General features: G+C 63.1%; 19 protein-coding genes and 3 tRNA genes. 11 read left to right on the top strand and 11 right to left on the bottom strand.

Going from position 1 to position 16612, the window contains the following annotated elements; all coding sequences use genetic code 11:
• The first annotated feature begins 38 nt into the window (after positions 1-38).
• Positions 39-1202, top strand: a complete 1164-nt coding sequence (ercA, locus tag MST27_RS09260; RefSeq protein WP_243605674.1) for an alcohol dehydrogenase-like regulatory protein ErcA — start codon at positions 39-41, stop codon at positions 1200-1202.
• Positions 1186-2871, top strand: a complete 1686-nt coding sequence (locus tag MST27_RS09265; protein ID WP_243605675.1) for a hybrid sensor histidine kinase/response regulator — start codon at positions 1186-1188, stop codon at positions 2869-2871. Before ercA ends, MST27_RS09265 begins: the two co-directional genes overlap by 17 nt.
• On the opposite strand, the gene arsJ is transcribed toward MST27_RS09265, so the two are convergent.
• The 6 genes from arsJ to MST27_RS09295 form a co-directional block, all read right to left on the bottom strand.
• The gene (arsJ, locus tag MST27_RS09270; protein ID WP_243605676.1) at positions 2868-4079 is read right to left on the bottom strand and encodes an organoarsenical effux MFS transporter ArsJ; all 1212 of its coding nucleotides are present in this window, start codon (positions 4077-4079) and stop codon (positions 2868-2870) included. The genes MST27_RS09265 and arsJ overlap by 4 nt on opposite strands.
• A 54-nt stretch (positions 4080-4133) precedes the next feature.
• Positions 4134-5138 carry an ArsJ-associated glyceraldehyde-3-phosphate dehydrogenase gene (locus tag MST27_RS09275; RefSeq protein ID WP_243605677.1) on the bottom strand — a complete coding sequence of 335 codons (1005 nt, stop codon included), beginning with the start codon at positions 5136-5138 and terminating at the stop codon, positions 4134-4136.
• Positions 5139-5168: 30 nt separating this feature from the next.
• Entirely contained in the window at positions 5169-5495 is a 327-nt protein-coding gene (locus tag MST27_RS09280; protein WP_243605678.1) for a YnfA family protein, read from the bottom strand.
• Positions 5496-5517: 22 nt separating this feature from the next.
• Positions 5518-6246: an arsenical resistance protein ArsH gene (gene arsH / locus MST27_RS09285; RefSeq protein ID WP_420864229.1), complete on the bottom strand. Its 729-nt coding sequence runs from the start codon at positions 6244-6246 to the stop codon at positions 5518-5520.
• Between the two features lie 31 nt (positions 6247-6277).
• The gene (locus MST27_RS09290; RefSeq protein WP_243605679.1) at positions 6278-6631 is read right to left on the bottom strand and encodes a metalloregulator ArsR/SmtB family transcription factor; all 354 of its coding nucleotides are present in this window, start codon (positions 6629-6631) and stop codon (positions 6278-6280) included.
• 99 nt (positions 6632-6730) lie between these two features.
• On the bottom strand, positions 6731-7456 hold the full coding sequence (locus MST27_RS09295; protein WP_243605680.1) for a hypothetical protein: 726 nt from the start codon (positions 7454-7456) through the stop codon (positions 6731-6733).
• Positions 7457-7664: 208 nt separating this feature from the next.
• On the opposite strand from MST27_RS09295, the gene gacA reads away from it, so the two are divergent.
• The 6 genes from gacA (at position 7665) to MST27_RS09325 (ending at position 11329) form a co-directional block, all read left to right on the top strand.
• Positions 7665-8309 carry a response regulator transcription factor GacA gene (gene gacA, locus MST27_RS09300; RefSeq protein ID WP_243605681.1) on the top strand — a complete coding sequence of 215 codons (645 nt, stop codon included), beginning with the start codon at positions 7665-7667 and terminating at the stop codon, positions 8307-8309.
• The gene (uvrC, locus tag MST27_RS09305) at positions 8306-10129 is read left to right on the top strand and encodes an excinuclease ABC subunit UvrC (RefSeq protein WP_243605682.1); all 1824 of its coding nucleotides are present in this window, start codon (positions 8306-8308) and stop codon (positions 10127-10129) included. Before gacA ends, uvrC begins: the two co-directional genes overlap by 4 nt.
• Positions 10130-10162: 33 nt before the next feature.
• Positions 10163-10720: a CDP-diacylglycerol--glycerol-3-phosphate 3-phosphatidyltransferase gene (gene pgsA / locus MST27_RS09310; protein ID WP_243605683.1), complete on the top strand. Its 558-nt coding sequence runs from the start codon at positions 10163-10165 to the stop codon at positions 10718-10720.
• A gap of 69 nt (positions 10721-10789) precedes the next feature.
• Positions 10790-10865, top strand: a tRNA-Gly gene (locus MST27_RS09315).
• A 44-nt stretch (positions 10866-10909) separates the two neighbouring features.
• Positions 10910-10983, top strand: a tRNA-Cys gene (locus MST27_RS09320).
• Positions 10984-11134: 151 nt separating this feature from the next.
• Positions 11135-11329 (top strand): PLD nuclease N-terminal domain-containing protein, encoded by a 195-nt coding sequence (locus MST27_RS09325; protein ID WP_243605684.1) that lies wholly within the window; start codon positions 11135-11137, stop codon positions 11327-11329.
• A gap of 74 nt (positions 11330-11403) precedes the next feature.
• Here the strand turns inward: MST27_RS09325 and MST27_RS09330 are convergent.
• A tRNA-Leu gene (locus MST27_RS09330) sits at positions 11404-11490 on the bottom strand.
• Positions 11491-11655: 165 nt separating this feature from the next.
• On the opposite strand from MST27_RS09330, the gene MST27_RS09335 reads away from it, so the two are divergent.
• Together MST27_RS09335 and MST27_RS09340 are read left to right on the top strand one after the other, a co-directional pair.
• Positions 11656-11934 (top strand): hypothetical protein, encoded by a 279-nt coding sequence (locus MST27_RS09335; protein ID WP_243605685.1) that lies wholly within the window; start codon positions 11656-11658, stop codon positions 11932-11934.
• A gap of 246 nt (positions 11935-12180) precedes the next feature.
• Entirely contained in the window at positions 12181-12420 is a 240-nt protein-coding gene (locus MST27_RS09340) for a hypothetical protein (protein ID WP_243605686.1), read from the top strand.
• Positions 12421-12442: 22 nt separating this feature from the next.
• On the opposite strand, the gene MST27_RS09345 is transcribed toward MST27_RS09340, so the two are convergent.
• On the bottom strand, positions 12443-12682 hold the full coding sequence (locus MST27_RS09345; protein ID WP_243605687.1) for a hypothetical protein: 240 nt from the start codon (positions 12680-12682) through the stop codon (positions 12443-12445).
• 166 nt (positions 12683-12848) lie between these two features.
• Between MST27_RS09345 and MST27_RS09350 the strand changes: the two genes are divergently transcribed.
• Positions 12849-13601 carry a FadR/GntR family transcriptional regulator gene (locus MST27_RS09350; RefSeq protein ID WP_243605688.1) on the top strand — a complete coding sequence of 251 codons (753 nt, stop codon included), beginning with the start codon at positions 12849-12851 and terminating at the stop codon, positions 13599-13601.
• Between the two features lie 93 nt (positions 13602-13694).
• On the opposite strand, the gene MST27_RS09355 is transcribed toward MST27_RS09350, so the two are convergent.
• The 3 genes from MST27_RS09355 to MST27_RS09365 all read right to left on the bottom strand — a co-directional run bounded on the left by MST27_RS09355 (position 13695) and on the right by MST27_RS09365 (position 16577).
• Positions 13695-14603, bottom strand: a complete 909-nt coding sequence (locus MST27_RS09355; protein ID WP_243605689.1) for an EamA family transporter — start codon at positions 14601-14603, stop codon at positions 13695-13697.
• A 166-nt stretch (positions 14604-14769) separates the two neighbouring features.
• Complete coding sequence (locus tag MST27_RS09360; protein WP_243605690.1) at positions 14770-16050, bottom strand: TRAP transporter large permease; 1281 nt, start codon at positions 16048-16050, stop codon at positions 14770-14772.
• Complete coding sequence (locus MST27_RS09365; RefSeq protein ID WP_243605691.1) at positions 16050-16577, bottom strand: TRAP transporter small permease; 528 nt, start codon at positions 16575-16577, stop codon at positions 16050-16052. The genes MST27_RS09360 and MST27_RS09365 overlap by 1 nt, the downstream gene beginning before the upstream one ends.
• Between the last annotated feature and the right edge of the window lie 35 nt (positions 16578-16612).

The raw sequence follows: 16612 nt of genomic DNA on the forward strand, positions 1-16612 counted from the left end.
CTTGCCGGACGTCCAGAATAATAACGATAGGCTGTTGTATGAGCCCCAACCTGAGCCTGCAGCGTAAATTCGTCTCGCCTGAAATCGTCTTCGGCGCCGGCTGTCGACACAGCGCTGGCAACTACGCGAAGAACTTCGGAGCCCGCAAGGTACTGCTGGTCTCGGACCCTGGCGTGGTCAAGGCCGGTTGGGCCGCGGACGTCCAGGCCAGCCTGACCCGGCAGGAGATCGGCTTTCATCTGTTCACTCAGGTCTCGGCCAACCCGCGCTCCGAGGAAGTCATGCTCGGTGCCGAGGTCTATCGCAACGAAGGCTGCAACGTGATCGTCGCCGTTGGCGGCGGCAGCCCGATGGACTGCGCCAAGGGTATCGGCATCGCCGTCGCGCATGGTCGCGATATCGTCGAGTTCGAAGGCGTCGACACCCTGCGGGTGCCGAGCCCGCCGCTGATCCTGATCCCGACCACGGCGGGGACCTCAGCAGACGTGTCGCAGTTCGTGATCATTTCCAACCAGACCGAACGCATGAAGTTTTCCATCGTCAGCAAGGGCGCGGTGCCCGACGTCTCGCTGATCGACCCGGAAACCACGCTGAGCATGGACCCCTTTCTGTCCGCCTGTACCGGTATCGATGCGCTGGTACATGCCATCGAGGCCTTCGTATCCACCGGCCACGGGCCCCTCACCGATCCGCACGCGCTCGAGGCGATGCGGCTGATCAATGGTCATCTGGTGGAGATGATCGCCCATCCTGCGGACATCGAGCTGCGCGAGAAGATCATGCTCGGCAGCATGCAGGCCGGGCTGGCCTTCTCCAATGCCATCCTTGGCGCCGTGCACGCCATGTCGCACAGCCTCGGCGGTTACCTGGACCTGCCACACGGCCTGTGCAATGCGGTGCTGGTCGAACATGTGGTGGCCTTCAACTACGACGCCGCGCCGGACCGCTTCAAGAAGGTGGCCGAGACCCTCGGCATCGACAGCCGCGGCCTGAACCACCGGCAGATTCGCGAACGGCTCGTGCAGCATCTGATCAGTCTCAAGCAGGCCATCGGCTTCCATGAAACGCTCCGCCTGCATGGGGTCAATCTGTCGGACATTCCGTTCCTCTCACAGCACGCGATGCAGGACCCCTGCATCCTGACCAACCCGCGCTCATCCACCCAGCGCGATGTCGAAGTGGTGTATGCCGAAGCACTCTGAGCAGGATGACGCGCTGGCCGGCTTGCTCGGTCTCGGCACTCATTCGGCGCGCAAGAGCCATTACCCGGAACTGGTCGCACGGCTTGAAGAGCTGGAGGCCGAGCGCAACCGCTACAAATGGTTGTTCGAACATGCGGTGCACGGCATTTTCCAGGCCAGCCTGCAGGAAGGCATCCGTGCCGCCAACCCGGCACTGGCGCGCATGCTCGGCTACAAGGACCCCGCCGAAGCGCTCTGGGCGCTGACCGATCTGTCGCATCACCTGTTCCTTGGCGGCGATGCGGAGCTCAAGCAGATCCGCAAGACGCTCGGTGCACAGCAAGGCCTGTTCGGCTACGAGACGCGGCTGCGACGAAAAGACGGCAGCGCCATCGACGTGATGATGAACCTGCTGCTCAAACCGGACGAAGAAGGGCTCGTCGAGGGTTTCGTAGCCGACATCACCGAACGCAAGCTGGCGCAGGTGCGGCTGCTGCAGCTCAACGAACAGCTCGAGCAGCGCGTTGCCGAGCGGACGCTGGAGTTGCGCAAGGCACGGGATGCCGCCGAGGCGGCCAACCGCAGCAAGGACAAGTATCTCGCCGCTGCTAGCCATGACCTGCTGCAACCACTGAATGCCGCCCGGCTGCTGATTTCCACGCTGCGCGAGCGCCCGCTGCCAGGCGCCGAGCACAACCTGGTGGAGCGCGCGCACCTCGCGCTGGAGGGCGCGGAAGACCTGCTCACCGACCTGTTGGATATCTCCAAGCTGGACCAGCAGGCCATCAAGCCGGATATCGAGGTGTACCGCGTCGATGAGGTGCTGCTGCCGCTGGTTTCCGAGTTTCAATCCGTCGCCGAAGCCAAGGGGCTTGGCTTGGCGCACTACATCCCGGCGTATGCCCTGCGCAGTGACTTCCGGCTGCTGACGCGCATCCTGCGCAACTTGCTGAGCAATGCCTGCCGGTACACGGATGAGGGCCGCGTGTTGCTCGGCGCGCGGCGGCGGGGCGACAAGCTGCGGCTCGAGGTGTGGGACACGGGGCGCGGTATTGCGGCCGACCAGCTGCAATCGATCTTCCTGGAGTTCAACCAGCTGGGCGTGCAACGGGCAGCCGAGCGGGCGGGGGTCGGGCTCGGCCTGGCGATCGTCGATCGTATCGCCAGCATGCTCGACTACCGCATCGAGGTCCGTTCGCAGCCCGGTCGCGGCTCGGTATTCAGTATCGAGGTTCCGCTGGCGCCATTGCCGGAGCAGGTCACCGTCGATGCCCAGCCCAAGGCCACGCTGCTGGGCGACCCCTTGCCGGGGCGCCGGTTGCTGGTGATCGATAATGAGCTGAACATCCTCGACAGCATGGCCGCACTGCTCGGGCAGTGGGGCTGTGCGGTACTCACCGCCGTAGATGAAGCGGCTGCTGTCGAGGTGCTGGATGGCACCGCGCCGGACCTGATCCTCGCCGACTATCACCTCGACCAGGGCGTGACTGGCTGGGACGTTGCGCAATCGCTGCGCATGCGTTTCGGCCAGGCGATTCCGGTGGTAATGATCACCGCAGATCGTAGCGATGAGTGCCGCAAGGCGCTGCAGGGCTTCGGTGTCCCCGTGCTGAACAAGCCGGTCAAGGCGGGCAAGCTGCGCTCGGTCCTGAGCCATCTGCTGAGCGACGCCGCGGAGCTGGTGTCCTAGTTCGCTTCGGTATGCCGCGGCAGTCCATGAGAGATCAGCGCTGCCAATGTGATGAATGCGGTCGAAACCCACAGGCAGGCCGCCAGACCATGAGCCTGGTAGACCCAACCCGACAGCAAGGTGCCGAGCAGACGACCCATGGCGTTCGACATGTAGTAGAAGCCGACGTCGAGGGACACGCCGTCCTGCTCGGCATAGGACACGATCAGGTAGCTGTGCAGGGAGGAATTGATGGCGAACAGGGCGCCAAACAGCAACAGCCCGCCGATCAGAATGGGCTGTGGAGGCAGGTCAGTGGCCAGCCCCAGCGCGATGGCAGCAGGCAACCAGGCCAGCAGCAACGCCCATACAAGCGCAGCACGCCCATCAGGCGCTTGGTCTCGTCGCTTGCCGGTGATCGCCGGGGCGAGCGACTGGACGATGCCATAGCCAATCACCCACGCCGCGAGAAAGCCGCCGACCTGCCAGAAATCCCAGCCGAACACGGCAGCGAGATAGACCGGCAGCGCGACCACGAACCAGACGTCACGCGCGCCAAAGAGGAACAGGCGCGCCGCGGACAGCACGTTGATCGCGCGACTCTTGGACAAGAGGTCACGAAATTTCGGTTTGGCCTTTGCCTTGCCCAGGTCGGTTTCGAGCAGGATCAGGCTGCTGACCCAGACCACCGCGAGCAGGCCGGCCAGGGTGAGAAGGGTGCCGCGGAACCCGAGCCAGGCGAGCAGGGCACCGCCGAGAAAGAAGCCCACACCCTTCAGGGCGTTCTTCGAGCCGGTGAGCATCGCCACCCAGCGGTAAAGCTGGCCCTGCTGGTTGTCAGGTACGAGCGTCTTGATGCTGCTCTTGGCGCTCATCTTGTTGAGGTCCTTGGCGATGCCGGACAGCGCCTGCGCCGCCATCACCCAGGGAATGGTCAGCCACACGGCGGGCACCGTCAGCATCAGCAGGGCGATCACCTGCAAGCCCAGGCCGATATTCATGGTTCGGTTGAGCCCGATCCGCGCGCCCAGATAGCCGCCGACCAGGTTGGTGACCACGCCGAATATTTCGTAGAAGAGAAAGAGCGCGGCGATTTCCAGCGGCTGATAGCCCAATGCGTGGAAATGCAGCACAACCAGCATTCGCAAGGCACCGTCGGTCAGCGTGAAGAGCCAGTAGTTGCCGGTGACGATCAGGTACTGGCGAACGGCGGGAGAGATCGTGGTCATGGTGTTCTCGAGAGGATCCGGGGCCGAGCGTGAGGTCGGCCCCCTCCAGGCCGGTCAGGCCAGGCCAACCTTGCGCGCCAGCTCCGCGGTGCGGTTGGCGTAGCCCCATTCGTTGTCGTACCAGGCGTACAGCTTCAGTTGCGTGCCGTTGACGACCATGGTCGACAGCGCATCGATGATCGAAGAGCGGGGGTCGGTTCGATAGTCGATGGAGACCAGCGGCCGTTCTTCGTAGCCAAGGATGCCGCGCAGCGGACCCTGTTCGGCGGCGCTGCGCAGCAACCCGTTGACTTCCTCGACGGTCGTGGCGCGCTCGAGCTCGAATACGCAGTCGGTCAACGACGCATTCGCCAGCGGGACACGCACGGCATGTCCGTTGAGCTTGCCTCGCAGCGCCGGGAAGATCTCGGCAATGGCAGTCGCTGAGCCCGTGGTGGTGGGAATCAGGCTCATGCCCGAGGCGCGGGCGCGGCGCAGGTCCTTGTGGGGCTGGTCGAGGATGCTCTGGGTATTGGTCAGGTCATGGATGGTGGTGATCGAACCATGACGAATACCGAGGTTCTCGTGGATCACCTTGACCACCGGGGCGAGGCAATTCGTGGTGCAGGATGCGGCTGTGACGATGCGGTGCTGGGCGGGGTCGAAGCGCTGGTCATTGACACCCATCACGATGTTCAGCGCGCCCGGTTCCTTCACCGGTGCGCTGACCACCACGCGTTTGACACCCTGGTCCAGGTACGCCTGCAGCACGGCGACTGTCTTCATCTTGCCGCTGGCCTCGATGACCAGATCGCAGCCCGACCAGTCAGTGTCCACGATCGCCTTGTTGGCCGTGACCGTTATCCTTCGTCCGGCAATGACCAGCTGATCGCCGTCATGACCCGCCTCGTGCTGCCAGCGACCGTGTACCGAGTCGAAGTTGAGCAAGTGGGCGTGGGTCGCGGCATCGCCTGCGGGATCGTTGATCTGCACGAACTCGATTTCCGGCCAATCCCACGCGGCGCGAAGGACCAGGCGCCCGATGCGGCCGAAACCGTTGATACCGACTTTCAATGCCATGAGCAGCACTCCTTGAAGAATGTGAAAGGGTCAGCCGTGACGTGGGGCGAACATGATGATGGCCATGCCCGCCAGGGCGACGGCCGAGCCGAGCAGGTCCCAGCCGGTGGGCCTGATCTTGTCCACCAACCAGAGCCAGAGCATTGCAGTGCCGATGTAGACGCCACCGTAGGCGGCGTAGACCCGTCCCGCCGCAGTGGGGTGCAGCGACAGCAGCCAGGCGAACAGCGCCAGCGAAGCAGCGGCCGGCAGCAACAGCCAGGCGCTCTTGCCCTGCCGCAGCCAGAGATAGGGCAGGTAGCAGCCGACGATCTCCGCCAGGGCGGTGAGGACGAACAGGGCGAAGGTCTTGATCACGTTGGATTCCGAGCCGGTCGGGTCATATCGAACGCTGGTTGACGCGCTGCGAGAGCGCCTCGGCGGATTCCTTGCGCTCGGAATAGCGATCCACCAGATATTGCTCCCGGCCTCGCAGCAGCAGGGTGAACTTCATCAGCTCCTCCATGACATCGACCAGCCGATCATAGAAGGCTGACGGCTTCATACGGCCGTCAGCGTCGAACTCCAGAAAAGCCTTCGGGACCGAGGACTGATTCGGGATGGTGACCATCCGCATCCAGCGCCCGAGTACCCGCAGCTGGTTGACGACATTGAAGGATTGCGAGCCGCCGCAAACCTGCATCACTGCAAGCGTCTTGCCCTGAGTCGGACGGACGGCACCCATGGCGAGCGGAACCCAGTCGATCTGTGCCTTGAAAACCGCACTCATCGAGCCGTGGCGTTCCGGGGAACACCAGACCTGGCCTTCGGACCACTGCATCAGCTCGCGGAGTTCCTGAACCTTTGGATGCGTGTCGGGCGCATCGTCTGGCAAGGGCAGGCCGGACGGGTCGAAAACGCGGGTTTCGGCGCCGAGCCGCTGCAGCAGGCGAGCGCCTTCCAATACCAGCAGCCGGCTGTAGGATTGCGGCCGATTCGAGCCGTAGAGCAACAGGATGCGAGGCTTGTGCGCCAGGCTCGTCTGCCCCAGACGCGCGAGGTCGGGCATGGCCAGCAAGGCCTCGTCCAGGTTCGGCAATTCGGGGCGCGGCTCTTGCGTGTCGTTCACGTATCACTCCTCTCGTATGGCTAGGGCCGTATCAGCTGCAGGTGCTCGTATCGGAGCGGTCGCGCATCGCTTGCAAACGCTCGTTGTCACATGCCAGCCAGCGGCTGTTGGCCTGGGCAACCTCGGTCAGCAGGGCCTGGATCCAGGCCGGCAGTTCAGGGTGGAGGCGGTAGTAGACCCACTGCCCTTGCCGACGGTCCTCGAGCAGGGCGCAGTTGCGTAGCTGGGCCAGATGACGGGATACCTTCGGTTGGTTCTGATCGAGCGCGACGGTCAGCTCGCAAACGCACAGCTCACCTCGTGACGCGATCAGCAGGGTGATCCGTGCGCGGGTCTCGTCGGCCAGGCACTTGAAAACCTCGGCGGGTGTGAGTTCGGGTGTCATGAGGCGCTGCAGCACGTAGATATATGGGTAGCCGAATATATGGTTTGCCATATGTGATGTAAAGCGTGGCGAGCGTACGCTGCTTCGCCCGTCGCGCCGTCAGCCCTGCACACTGAGCAGCAGGGCGGCGTAACCGATCGAACCCAGCAAAAAAGGTCCGAGCCGGCTGTTGCGCTCTTCCGGCAGCTCCTCTTTCAACACGTTGAGGATGATCGACCCCCCCAGGAAGGCTGCGAGGGCCGATACCGCCAGTTCGGAAACCTCCGTGACGCTCCCTATGGCCCAACCGGCTACAGGCATCAGCGCCAGCAACCAGCGGCCGCGACGGCTGAACAGGTCCTTATGAGCGTCCTGCAAGGCGAAGTCGTTGACCAGGAAGTGCAGCCCCATTGCAACGCAGTACAGCGCCAGGTCGGTCGAGTCTTCGCTTTCCCCATGCACCAGCAGATATCCGATCAGCCCGTTGTAGGCGCCGAACGCTCCGATATGCAGCCAGAACATGGCCGGGTGGGAAGGGTGGTGCGCCGGCTTGTTCTGGCGGTGCTGTTTTATCATTCGCTCGAGTCCGTAGAACACCACCAGGCCGAGCAGGGCCAGAAGGTAGGCGTGGTGCTCGAGATAGCTGAGCAAGGCGATGTCGATGCCATCCATCACCTGCTGACCGCGGGCGAGGTCGGGCAGCAGGTGCACGAAAACATAGGCCACCGCGACACCGCCAGCGGCCGATAGCCAGCGGCTGCGCGGCAGACGATCCAGGCTACGCAACCCGCCAGCGCACAGGTGTACGGCGGCAAGCAGCGTGGCGGCAATGAAACTCTCGAGCACGTGGGCGTCCCTCTGGCTGCGGCGGCTCCTAGCTCTGACGCGCAGCGGCCGGGTAGCGTTCAGCTGGATGGCGGTGCCGATCGACAGGTGTAATATCATCTGGCCATGTGACGTGCGGTCTGGGTAAGCCGGCAAGGATTTGGTAGAGTTCGCCGCTTATGAAGCGAGCAGCCAGCCAGCTTTGAAATCGTACTGAAGAGGTGTCTGCTTGATTAGGGTGCTGGTGGTCGACGACCACGATCTGGTACGCACAGGCATATCCCGCATGTTGGCCGATATCGACGGCTTGCAGGTGATCGGTCAGGCCGAGTCCGGGGAAGCGGCGATCAAGAAGTCGCGCGAGCTCAAGCCGGACGTCGTTCTGATGGATGTCAAGATGCCTGGCATCGGTGGCCTCGAGGCCACGCGCAAACTGCTGCGCAGCCATCCGGACATAAAGGTCATCGCGGTCACGATCTGTGAGGAGGATCCGTTTCCGACGCGCCTGCTCCAGGCCGGTGCCGCCGGCTACCTGACCAAGGGGGCCGCCCTCGAGGAAATGGTCCAGGCCATCCGCATGGTATTCGCCGGGCAACGCTATATCAGTCCGCAGATTGCCCAGCAGCTGGCACTCAAGTCCTTCCAGCCGAAGGTCAACGGTTCACCGTTCGATCTGCTGTCCGAGCGCGAGATCCAAATTGCCCTCATGATCGCGAACTGCCAGAAGGTCCAGACGATATCCGACAAGCTGTGCCTGTCGCCGAAAACGGTGAACACCTACCGGTACCGCATTTACGAGAAGCTGTCCGTGTCCAGCGATGTCGAGCTGGCATTGCTGGCCGTCCGCCACGGCATGGTCGACACCATCAATTGATGACCGGCTTCGATTCCTCGGCATTCCTCGCGTCCTGCAGTGGGCGACCCGGCGTCTACCGGATGTTCGACGCCGAGGCCAAGCTGCTGTACGTCGGCAAGGCCAAGAACCTCAAGAAGCGCCTCGCCAGTTACTTCCGCAAGACCGGGCAAGCGCCCAAGACGGCAGCCCTGGTGGCTCGGATCGCCCAGGTCGAGACGACCATCACGGCGAATGAAACCGAAGCGTTGCTGCTCGAACAGACGCTGATCAAGCAGTGGCGGCCGCCGTACAACATCCTGCTGCGCGACGATAAGTCATATCCCTACGTGTTCCTGTCGAGCGGCGACTTCCCGCGGCTGAGCATTCACCGCGGCGCGAAGAAGGAGCCAGGTCGGTATTTCGGTCCGTACCCCAGCGCGGGAGCGATCCGTGAGAGTCTGAGCCTGTTGCAGAAAGCCTTTTTCGTTCGTCAGTGCGAGGACAGCTATTACCGCAACCGTACCCGGCCGTGCTTGCAGTACCAGATCAAGCGCTGCAAGGCGCCGTGCGTGAACCTGGTCGATCCTGCCGAGTATGCCGAGGACGTCCGCCATTCGGTAATGTTCCTGGAAGGCCGCAGTAACGCGCTCGCCGAAGAGCTGTCGAGGAACATGGAAAAGGCCGCGATGGCGCTGGATTTCGAGCGGGCGGCAGAAATTCGCGACCAGATTGGCATCCTCCGCCGCGTGCAGGACCAGCAAAGCATGGAAGGCGGCAGCGGTAACGTCGATATCGTTTCGGCCGTGGTGAGCCCCGGGGGCGCTTGTGTACACCTGATCAGCGTGCGTAGCGGCCGAGTGCTGGGCAGCAAGAACTTCTTTCCCCAGGTCGCCATCGAGGAAAGCGTCAGCGAAGTGCTGCAGGCCTTTCTGGAGCAGTATTACCTGGGTTCGATGGAGCGCGACCTGCCGTCCGAGCTGATCGTCAACACCGTTCACGAGGATTTCGACACGCTCATCGATGCGCTGCGCGAGTTGCGCAGCGTCGAGCTGGCCATCACGCATCGCGTACGCGGCACCCGCGCGCGCTGGCAACAACTGGCGCTGACCAATGCCGAGCAAGCCCTCGGCGCCCGGCTCGCCAGTCGCCAGCACTTGGCAGCGCGATTCCAGGCGCTGGCCGACGCGCTGGACCTGGAGGAGCCACCCACGCGGCTCGAATGTTTCGATATCAGCCACTCCAGCGGCGAGGCGACCGTCGCCTCCTGCGTGGTGTTCGGGCCCGAGGGCGCACTGAAGTCCGACTATCGCCGGTACAACATCGAAGGCGTCACCGCGGGTGATGACTACGCCGCGATGCATCAGGCCCTGTCACGGCGCTTCCGAAAGGCGGCCGAAGGCGAGGGCAAGCTGCCGGACATCCTGCTTGTCGACGGCGGCAAGGGCCAGTTGAACATGGCGCGGGAGGTGCTGCAGGAGCTCGCGGTGCCGGACCTGATCCTGCTGGGCGTAGCCAAAGGCGTGACCCGCAAGCCCGGCTTCGAAACCCTCTACCTGAACGATGCGGCGCACGAATTCACGCTGCCAGGCGATTCCCCGGCGCTGCACCTCATTCAGCAGGTACGCGACGAGGCGCATCGCTTCGCCATTACCGGCCACCGGGCGAGGCGCGGCAAGGCGCGAACGACCTCTACGCTGGAGAACGTTCCCGGCATCGGGCCGAAGCGCCGGCGCGAACTGCTCAAGCATTTCGGCGGTCTGCAAGAATTGTGTCGCGCCAGCCTGGACGAGATCGCCAAGGCGCCCGGCATCAGTAAAAAGCTTGCCGAGTCGATTTATGCCACTCTGCACAGTGAGTAGAATCCTCATCCAAATTTGCGGACAGTGGTATCGATGAACATTCCAAACATTCTCACCGTACTGCGCGTACTGCTGATCCCCATCATCATTCTGTTGTTCTACCTACCGTTCAAATGGAGCTACCTGGCCTGCAGCGTGGTCTTCGCCTTCGCCGCTGCGACCGATTGGCTCGACGGCTACCTCGCTCGGCGATTACAGCAAAGCACGCCATTCGGTGCCTTTCTGGACCCCGTCGCCGACAAGCTGATGGTCGCGGTCGCGCTGGTGCTACTGGTCGAGGAACACTCCAATCTATGGCTGACCTTGCCGGCCGCGATCATCATTGGGCGTGAAATCGTGGTATCGGCCTTGCGGGAGTGGATGGCCGAGCTCGGGGCAAGGGCACAGGTGGCGGTGTCCAATCTCGGCAAATGGAAGACCGCGGCGCAGATGACCGCGTTGGTCATCCTGCTGGCCAATCCACCGCTGGCAACCGTCTGGGTCGGGTTGGGTTACGCCTTGCTGATCGTTGCAGCCGGTCTGACGCTATGGTCGATGGTCAATTACCTGATCGCCGCCTGGCCGCACCTCAGCCCAACCGAAACTAAATAAAAACTTTTTTAATCAAAGGCTTGACGGGGCGTCACGAAACTATAAAATGGCGCCCGTCACCAAGACGATGCGGGAATAGCTCAGTTGGTAGAGCACGACCTTGCCAAGGTCGGGGTCGCGAGTTCGAGTCTCGTTTCCCGCTCCAGTTTGTTGACGATGACGCCGCAGTATGCGGCGTCATCGTTTTGAGGCCGGTTGGCAGAGTGGTTATGCAGCGGATTGCAAATCCGTGTACGCCGGTTCGATTCCGACATCGGCCTCCATTAAAAAAGAAACCGCAAGCGAAAGCCTGCGGTTTTTTTTCGTCTGGCTTTTTACCCTGCCGATCATCGTCATCCCTTCCGCACCCCTCTGCATGGAACTGACGCGCTCGCTCGAAAGACTCACCTGTATCGAGTCCGTGGAGTACCCAGCATGTCGGATGCCGTCAGTTACCTTGCCATCGCCGTCGCGGTGGCCGTTATCGCTCTGGATCTGCTTGCCATCGTCAGCGTTTTCAAAAGCGATCGTACCGTGGGCGCGAAGGCGCTCTGGGCCTTGGGCATCGCCCTGTTCCCCATTCTGGGGCTGGTGTTCTGGATAATCGTCGGCCTGCGGCGCAGGCATTGAACGGCGCGTCACGGCGAGGAGGGGGGGATGACGCTTGACGAGGTGAAACCCGGCTCGGCTTCACAAGAGACGGCTGGTGCCCGGAGCGGGAATCGAACCCGCATACCCTTTCGGATGAGGGATTTTAAGTCCCTTGCGTCTACCAGTTTCGCCATCCGGGCATGTTGCGCGCGACCCTCGGGATCGCGGCGCAGGACTATAACCAGCCGCGGCACCCGGCGCAACCGAGAGGGCAGGCCGACTTCATGATCAACGGTCGCTCACTGCATGAACGTCACCGGCCGTGCGCCCTCCAAACAGGCAAGAGCAACCGAAGGGGATAGCGCATGGCGACCCAAGACCCGAACGACCCAACCCGGCACCAAGAACTGAGCGCTGCCGCCAACAACGCCGACGATGACGGTATCGTTGTGCCTGGTTCTCCACCCCCTCTGGGCAGCGAGCGCACCGATGTGAATCCGGGCGGCGAAGCTGGCGTCGATGAACTGCCCGGCAACGAGGGCAAGACGCCTGCGGGCAGCCGAGAGGCCGAACGTATTCGTGATCGTGTACCTGATACCGACCCGGACAATGCGGAGCGCAATGAGGCGCCGAACCCGCGATGAAATCAGGCAATAAAAAGCCCCGCGCGGGGCGGGGCTGCAAGTGTCGCATCCGTCGTTCCATCGTCCATGAAGCCGCTCTCCAGCGACCGTTCCGTTCGAGCATCCTTTCCCGGTGCGCGTCCTGCGCTACTGATGCTCAGAATAGGCAACCCTGAGATGAGGCGGAATAAGCGAAGCTCGCCAATGTGCGTCAGCCATTGCCTACAGAGGCGTCGAGTCAGGGGGTATCACCCACGCGAAACGGCGATGTTCGTGCTGGTGGCAGCGCTGCTGGGCGGCTGCATGACTACTGAGAGCGTGCCGCCGGCCAAGGGCGACGATGAGTATGTCTTTGCATGTGAGAAGGTCGCCGGGGAGCCCAGCTGCGAAACCTTGGCAGAGCATGCCTGCCCGGATGGCTTCGAAACGCTGAGCAGTGAACAGGATTTCGAACGAAAGGAGTTGCGGGTTCGCTGCAACAAAGCCGATGGCAGCCCCTATCGCTAGCGGCCACCATCGGCGCAGCGCGTCAGCTGTCGAGTAGCTCCTTGGCTTCTCCCAGTGCCTTCAGCGAACCTTCATGGTCCCCGGCGTTGTGCAGTTTTTCACCTTCCTCGCGCAATGCCTGCACGCGTGACAGGATCGCCGGATCCGATGGCGGGTTGGATTGCAGCTGTTGGTCGATTTCCGCCATGTCCTGCGGGCAATGCATAGCCCAGGCCGGTGCGCTCATCAAAGCCGCAACGGCGATTACCCATAGTTTTCGCATGATTCGATCTCCTGCTGGGAACGTTCGCTCAGTATAGAAGGCGATCGACAGTCGCTCGGATTTCGGACGCAAGGTCATAGGCCGCAAACCGGATGTTGCGGATAGTTATCGTACAACTGCTGAGCTATGATAGCCGTCAGTTCGTTTCTCAGAGATCGAAGTGCCCATGGAAAACCAGAGCGCCCAGCCACGTGTCCGCCGCAAACATCGCAGCCTTGCCCAGGAGCTGGTGACGGAGCTGTCGCAGCAGATTCGTGACGGCCTGATCAAGCGGGGCGACAAATTGCCCACCGAGTCGGCCATCATGCAGGCGCAGGGTGTCAGCCGCACCGTGGTGCGGGAGGCGATCTCGCGTTTGCAGGCCTCGGGCCTGGTCGAAACTCGCCATGGCATTGGGACCTTCGTGCTGGATACGCCGAGCACCACCGGTTTGCGTATCGATCCGGCGACGATCGGCACCTTGCGTGACGTGCTGTCGATTCTCGAGTTACGGATCAGTCTGGAGGTTGAGTCGGCCGGGCTGGCGGCTCAGCGGCGTACACCGGAGCAGCTGGCGGCGATGCGCGCCTTCCTCGATTCGCTCCAGCAGAGTGCTGCCCTGTCCAGCGAGGCCGCGGTGTCGGACTTCCAGTTCCATCTGCAGATCGCCGAAGCGACCGGCAACCGTTACTTCACCGACATCATGAATCACCTGGGCACGGCGATCATTCCGCGTAGTCGCCTCAACTCCGCGCGTCTTGCCCACGACGACCAGCCGCATTACCAGCAGCGCCTGGGTCGCGAACACGAGCAGATCTATGACGCCATCGCCCGTCAGGATGCCGAATCCGCCCGCGCGGCGATGCGCCTGCACCTGACCAACAGCCGTGAGCGCCTGCGTCAGGCCCACGAAGAGGCCGAGACGGACAAGGCTGGTTGATGACACCGGCCGACGCCCGTCATCCATAGCACAGGCGCCTGCCGCCTATAGCGGCATGCGCTGCCTTCTACGAGACGATCTCTGTAATCGGATTCAATGCTTGCGGTAGGCCAGCAACACGATGCCGCCCACCACGATCAACCCGCCGAATATCTGCAATGGGCCGAGCAGCTGGCCGAGCACCAGCCAGCCGAGGAGCATGCCGGCGACCGGCTCCATGTTCATCACCGGCGCGTTGCGCGCAATGTTCAGCCGCGGCATGCAGATGAACAGCGTGGAAAAGGCCGCGCCATAGAGCAGCACCAGGCAGGCGAGGGCGATCCAGCCAGCAGTGGCGCTGGGCAGGCCGAGCCCACCGGGAATCAGGCCGCTGCTGCCGAGCAGCGCCGAGACAAGGAACACCACGATCAGGGTCAGCATGCTGCGCACCGATCCGGCCATCTTCGACAGCTTGTGTTCCGTGACCCACAGCGCCACCGCGAACACCGCGGCGGCCGTCAGGCTGAACAGGATGCCGGCGACCCATTGGCCATCCGGCGCCTCGGCGCTCAGCAGGCGCGCCGGCACATCCAGCACCAGCACCAGGCCGAACAGGATCATGCCCATGATCGCCAGCGCCTGACGGGTCGGCCTCGGGCCGCCGAGCGCCCAGGTGAGCAGCGCCAGCAGGATCGGCGAGAGGTTCACCACCAGCAGCGCCAGCGCCACCGGGATGCGGGCGACCGCCGAGTAGATGCAGAAGCTTTGTACTGAAATCAGCAGGCCGAGCAGCAGCTGCCAACGCCAGGTGGTCGGGCTCAGGCGCAGCGATTCGCGCCGCCAGAACACCAACGCCGCCAGCACCGCCAGGGTCACGCCGGCGCGGCAGAGCATCGCCAGCAGCAGCCCGGTGTCGTGATCGAAGGCGATGCGCGCCGCGATGTGGTTGCCAGCGAACGAGCAGGCCAGGGTTGCCAAGATCAGCACGGCGATATGGCGGGGAAAGGGCGCGGCAGTTTGCATGGAAAACCAATCCTTCTAATGCCTGTACTGAGTGCTACGCGTTTGGTTGCAGGATGGCTCGGCGTTAGGCGGCCAGTTCAAGGTCGGAGTTTGAGAATGCTCGTCAATGTGCAAAGTAAAACGCCGCCCGGGTGGGGCGGCGTCCTCGTACCCTGCCTGTCTGCGTTCAGAGCACCACGCTAGGCAGCCACAGCGAGATCATCGGGATATAGGTCACAGCCATCAGCACGGCGAACAGCGCCGCGTAGAACGGCAGCAGGGCTTTGACCGTGCTCTCGATACTGACCTTCCCGATGGCGGCACCGACGAAGAGTACCGCACCTACCGGTGGTGTGATCAGGCCGATACCCAGATTGACCAGCATGATCATGCCGAAGTGCACCGGATCGACGTCAAACGAGGTCACCACCGGGAGCAGGATCGGCGTGAGGATCAGAATCAGCGGCGCCATGTCCATCAGCGTGCCCAGTACTAGCAGCATGAAGTTGATGCACAGCAGGATTACGTAGCGGTTGTCCGACAGGGTCAGGAACAGGGTGGTGATCTTCGACGGTATCTGCATCAACGTCATGATGTAGCCGAAGCTGGCGGCGAAGGCGATCAGGATCATCACGATGGAAAGGGTGCGCACCGTGCGGTGCAGCATCTTCGGCAGCTCGCGCCACTTGTAGTCGCGGTAGATGAACATGGTCACGAAGAATGCCCAGACCACTGCCACGGCGGCCGACTCGGTGGCAGTGAACACGCCGGAGAGGATGCCACCAAGGATGATCACCATGGTCATCAGGCCCCAGAGCGCCTCGACGCAGATCTTCAGCGCCTGGCGCAGCGGCACCACTTCGCCCTTGGGGTAGTTGCGCTTACGGGCGAACAGCAGGCAGAGCGTGGCCATGGCGGTGCTGAGCAGCAGGCCCGGGCCGATGCCGGCGACGAAGAGCGCGGAGATCGACACGGTACCGCCGGCCGCCAGCGAGTAGATCACCGAGTTGTGGCTGGGCGGAGTCAGCAGCGCCTGCACCGAGCCGCTGACGGTCACGGCTGTAGAAAACTCCCGCGGGTAGCCCTTCTTTTCCATTTCCGGGATCAGCACCGAGCCGACCGAAGCGGTATCCGCCAGGGACGAGCCGGAGATGGCGCCGAAAAAGGTCGAGGCGGTGATGTTGACCAGCGACAGCCCGCCGCGGACGAAGCCGACCAGCACCCCGGCGAAGGCGACCAGGCGGCGAGCCATACCGCCTTCGGCCATGATCGCGCCAGCCAGAACGAAGAACGGAATGGCCAGCAGGGAGAATTTGTTCACGCCGCCGGCGATCTGGATCATCACGGCGTGCAGGGGAATATCGATCCACCAGGCGCCGGCCAGGGTGGCCAGGCCGAGGGAGTAGGCTACCGGGACGCGTAGCAGGATGAGGACGATGAAGCTGCCCAACAGGACGACGGCATCCATTACACGGACTCCTTGGACTCTTCGCGGGCTTCGTAATCGACGACCGGACGCTTGCTCTGGTCGCCGTACAACAGTTGCTCGATGACGAACAGCAGGGTGATGAAGCCGCCCAGCGGAATCGGCGCGTAGCTGACACCGACGCGCATCCAGGGCAGGGTGCTGAGGTACTGGTTCCAGGTGGCAATGCACAGCTTGTAGCCCCAGATCAGCATGAACAGGCTGATGGCCGCCATGGCCAGGCGCACGAACAGGATGATGAAGGGCTGGGCCATCGGCGGCAGGCGATCGCTGAGCACCTGCACGGCCATGTGCGCGCCGGCGCGGTAGCTGGCGGCGGCGCCGACGAAGGTGAACAGCACCATCAGCAGGATGGCGATGGGCTCGGGCCAGCCGAGGCCCTGGCCCAGAGCGTAACGGCTGAACACGCCCCAGGGGATGATCGTCGCCATGATCACGATCGCCAGGGCGGCAACGATGACGCAGGCGCGATAGATGGCGTCATTGACGCCCAGAACCAGGTTTTTCATGAAATTCCACCGGTTGCATCGCGACGGCACGGGCC

Origin of the sequence: Stutzerimonas marianensis, assembly GCF_022810315.1 — a bacterium.
Lineage (GTDB): Bacteria > Pseudomonadota > Gammaproteobacteria > Pseudomonadales > Pseudomonadaceae > Stutzerimonas > Stutzerimonas marianensis.

What these genes read in the sequence shown, in the direction of transcription:
- ercA (WP_243605674.1), top strand. Translation starts at nt 39, where the DNA reads ATGAGCCCCAACCTGAGCCTGCAGCGTAAATTCGTCTCGCCTGAAATC.
- MST27_RS09265 (WP_243605675.1), top strand. Translation starts at nt 1,186, where the DNA reads ATGCCGAAGCACTCTGAGCAGGATGACGCGCTGGCCGGCTTGCTCGGT.
- arsJ (WP_243605676.1), bottom strand. Translation starts at nt 4,079, where the DNA reads ATGACCACGATCTCTCCCGCCGTTCGCCAGTACCTGATCGTCACCGGC.
- MST27_RS09275 (WP_243605677.1), bottom strand. Translation starts at nt 5,138, where the DNA reads ATGGCATTGAAAGTCGGTATCAACGGTTTCGGCCGCATCGGGCGCCTG.
- MST27_RS09290 (WP_243605679.1), bottom strand. Translation starts at nt 6,631, where the DNA reads ATGACACCCGAACTCACACCCGCCGAGGTTTTCAAGTGCCTGGCCGAC.
- pgsA (WP_243605683.1), top strand. Translation starts at nt 10,163, where the DNA reads ATGAACATTCCAAACATTCTCACCGTACTGCGCGTACTGCTGATCCCC.
- MST27_RS09325 (WP_243605684.1), top strand. Translation starts at nt 11,135, where the DNA reads ATGTCGGATGCCGTCAGTTACCTTGCCATCGCCGTCGCGGTGGCCGTT.
- MST27_RS09335 (WP_243605685.1), top strand. Translation starts at nt 11,656, where the DNA reads ATGGCGACCCAAGACCCGAACGACCCAACCCGGCACCAAGAACTGAGC.
- MST27_RS09340 (WP_243605686.1), top strand. Translation starts at nt 12,181, where the DNA reads ATGTTCGTGCTGGTGGCAGCGCTGCTGGGCGGCTGCATGACTACTGAG.
- MST27_RS09345 (WP_243605687.1), bottom strand. Translation starts at nt 12,682, where the DNA reads ATGCGAAAACTATGGGTAATCGCCGTTGCGGCTTTGATGAGCGCACCG.
- MST27_RS09350 (WP_243605688.1), top strand. Translation starts at nt 12,849, where the DNA reads ATGGAAAACCAGAGCGCCCAGCCACGTGTCCGCCGCAAACATCGCAGC.
- MST27_RS09355 (WP_243605689.1), bottom strand. Translation starts at nt 14,603, where the DNA reads ATGCAAACTGCCGCGCCCTTTCCCCGCCATATCGCCGTGCTGATCTTG.
- MST27_RS09360 (WP_243605690.1), bottom strand. Translation starts at nt 16,050, where the DNA reads ATGGATGCCGTCGTCCTGTTGGGCAGCTTCATCGTCCTCATCCTGCTA.
- MST27_RS09365 (WP_243605691.1), bottom strand. Translation starts at nt 16,577, where the DNA reads ATGAAAAACCTGGTTCTGGGCGTCAATGACGCCATCTATCGCGCCTGC.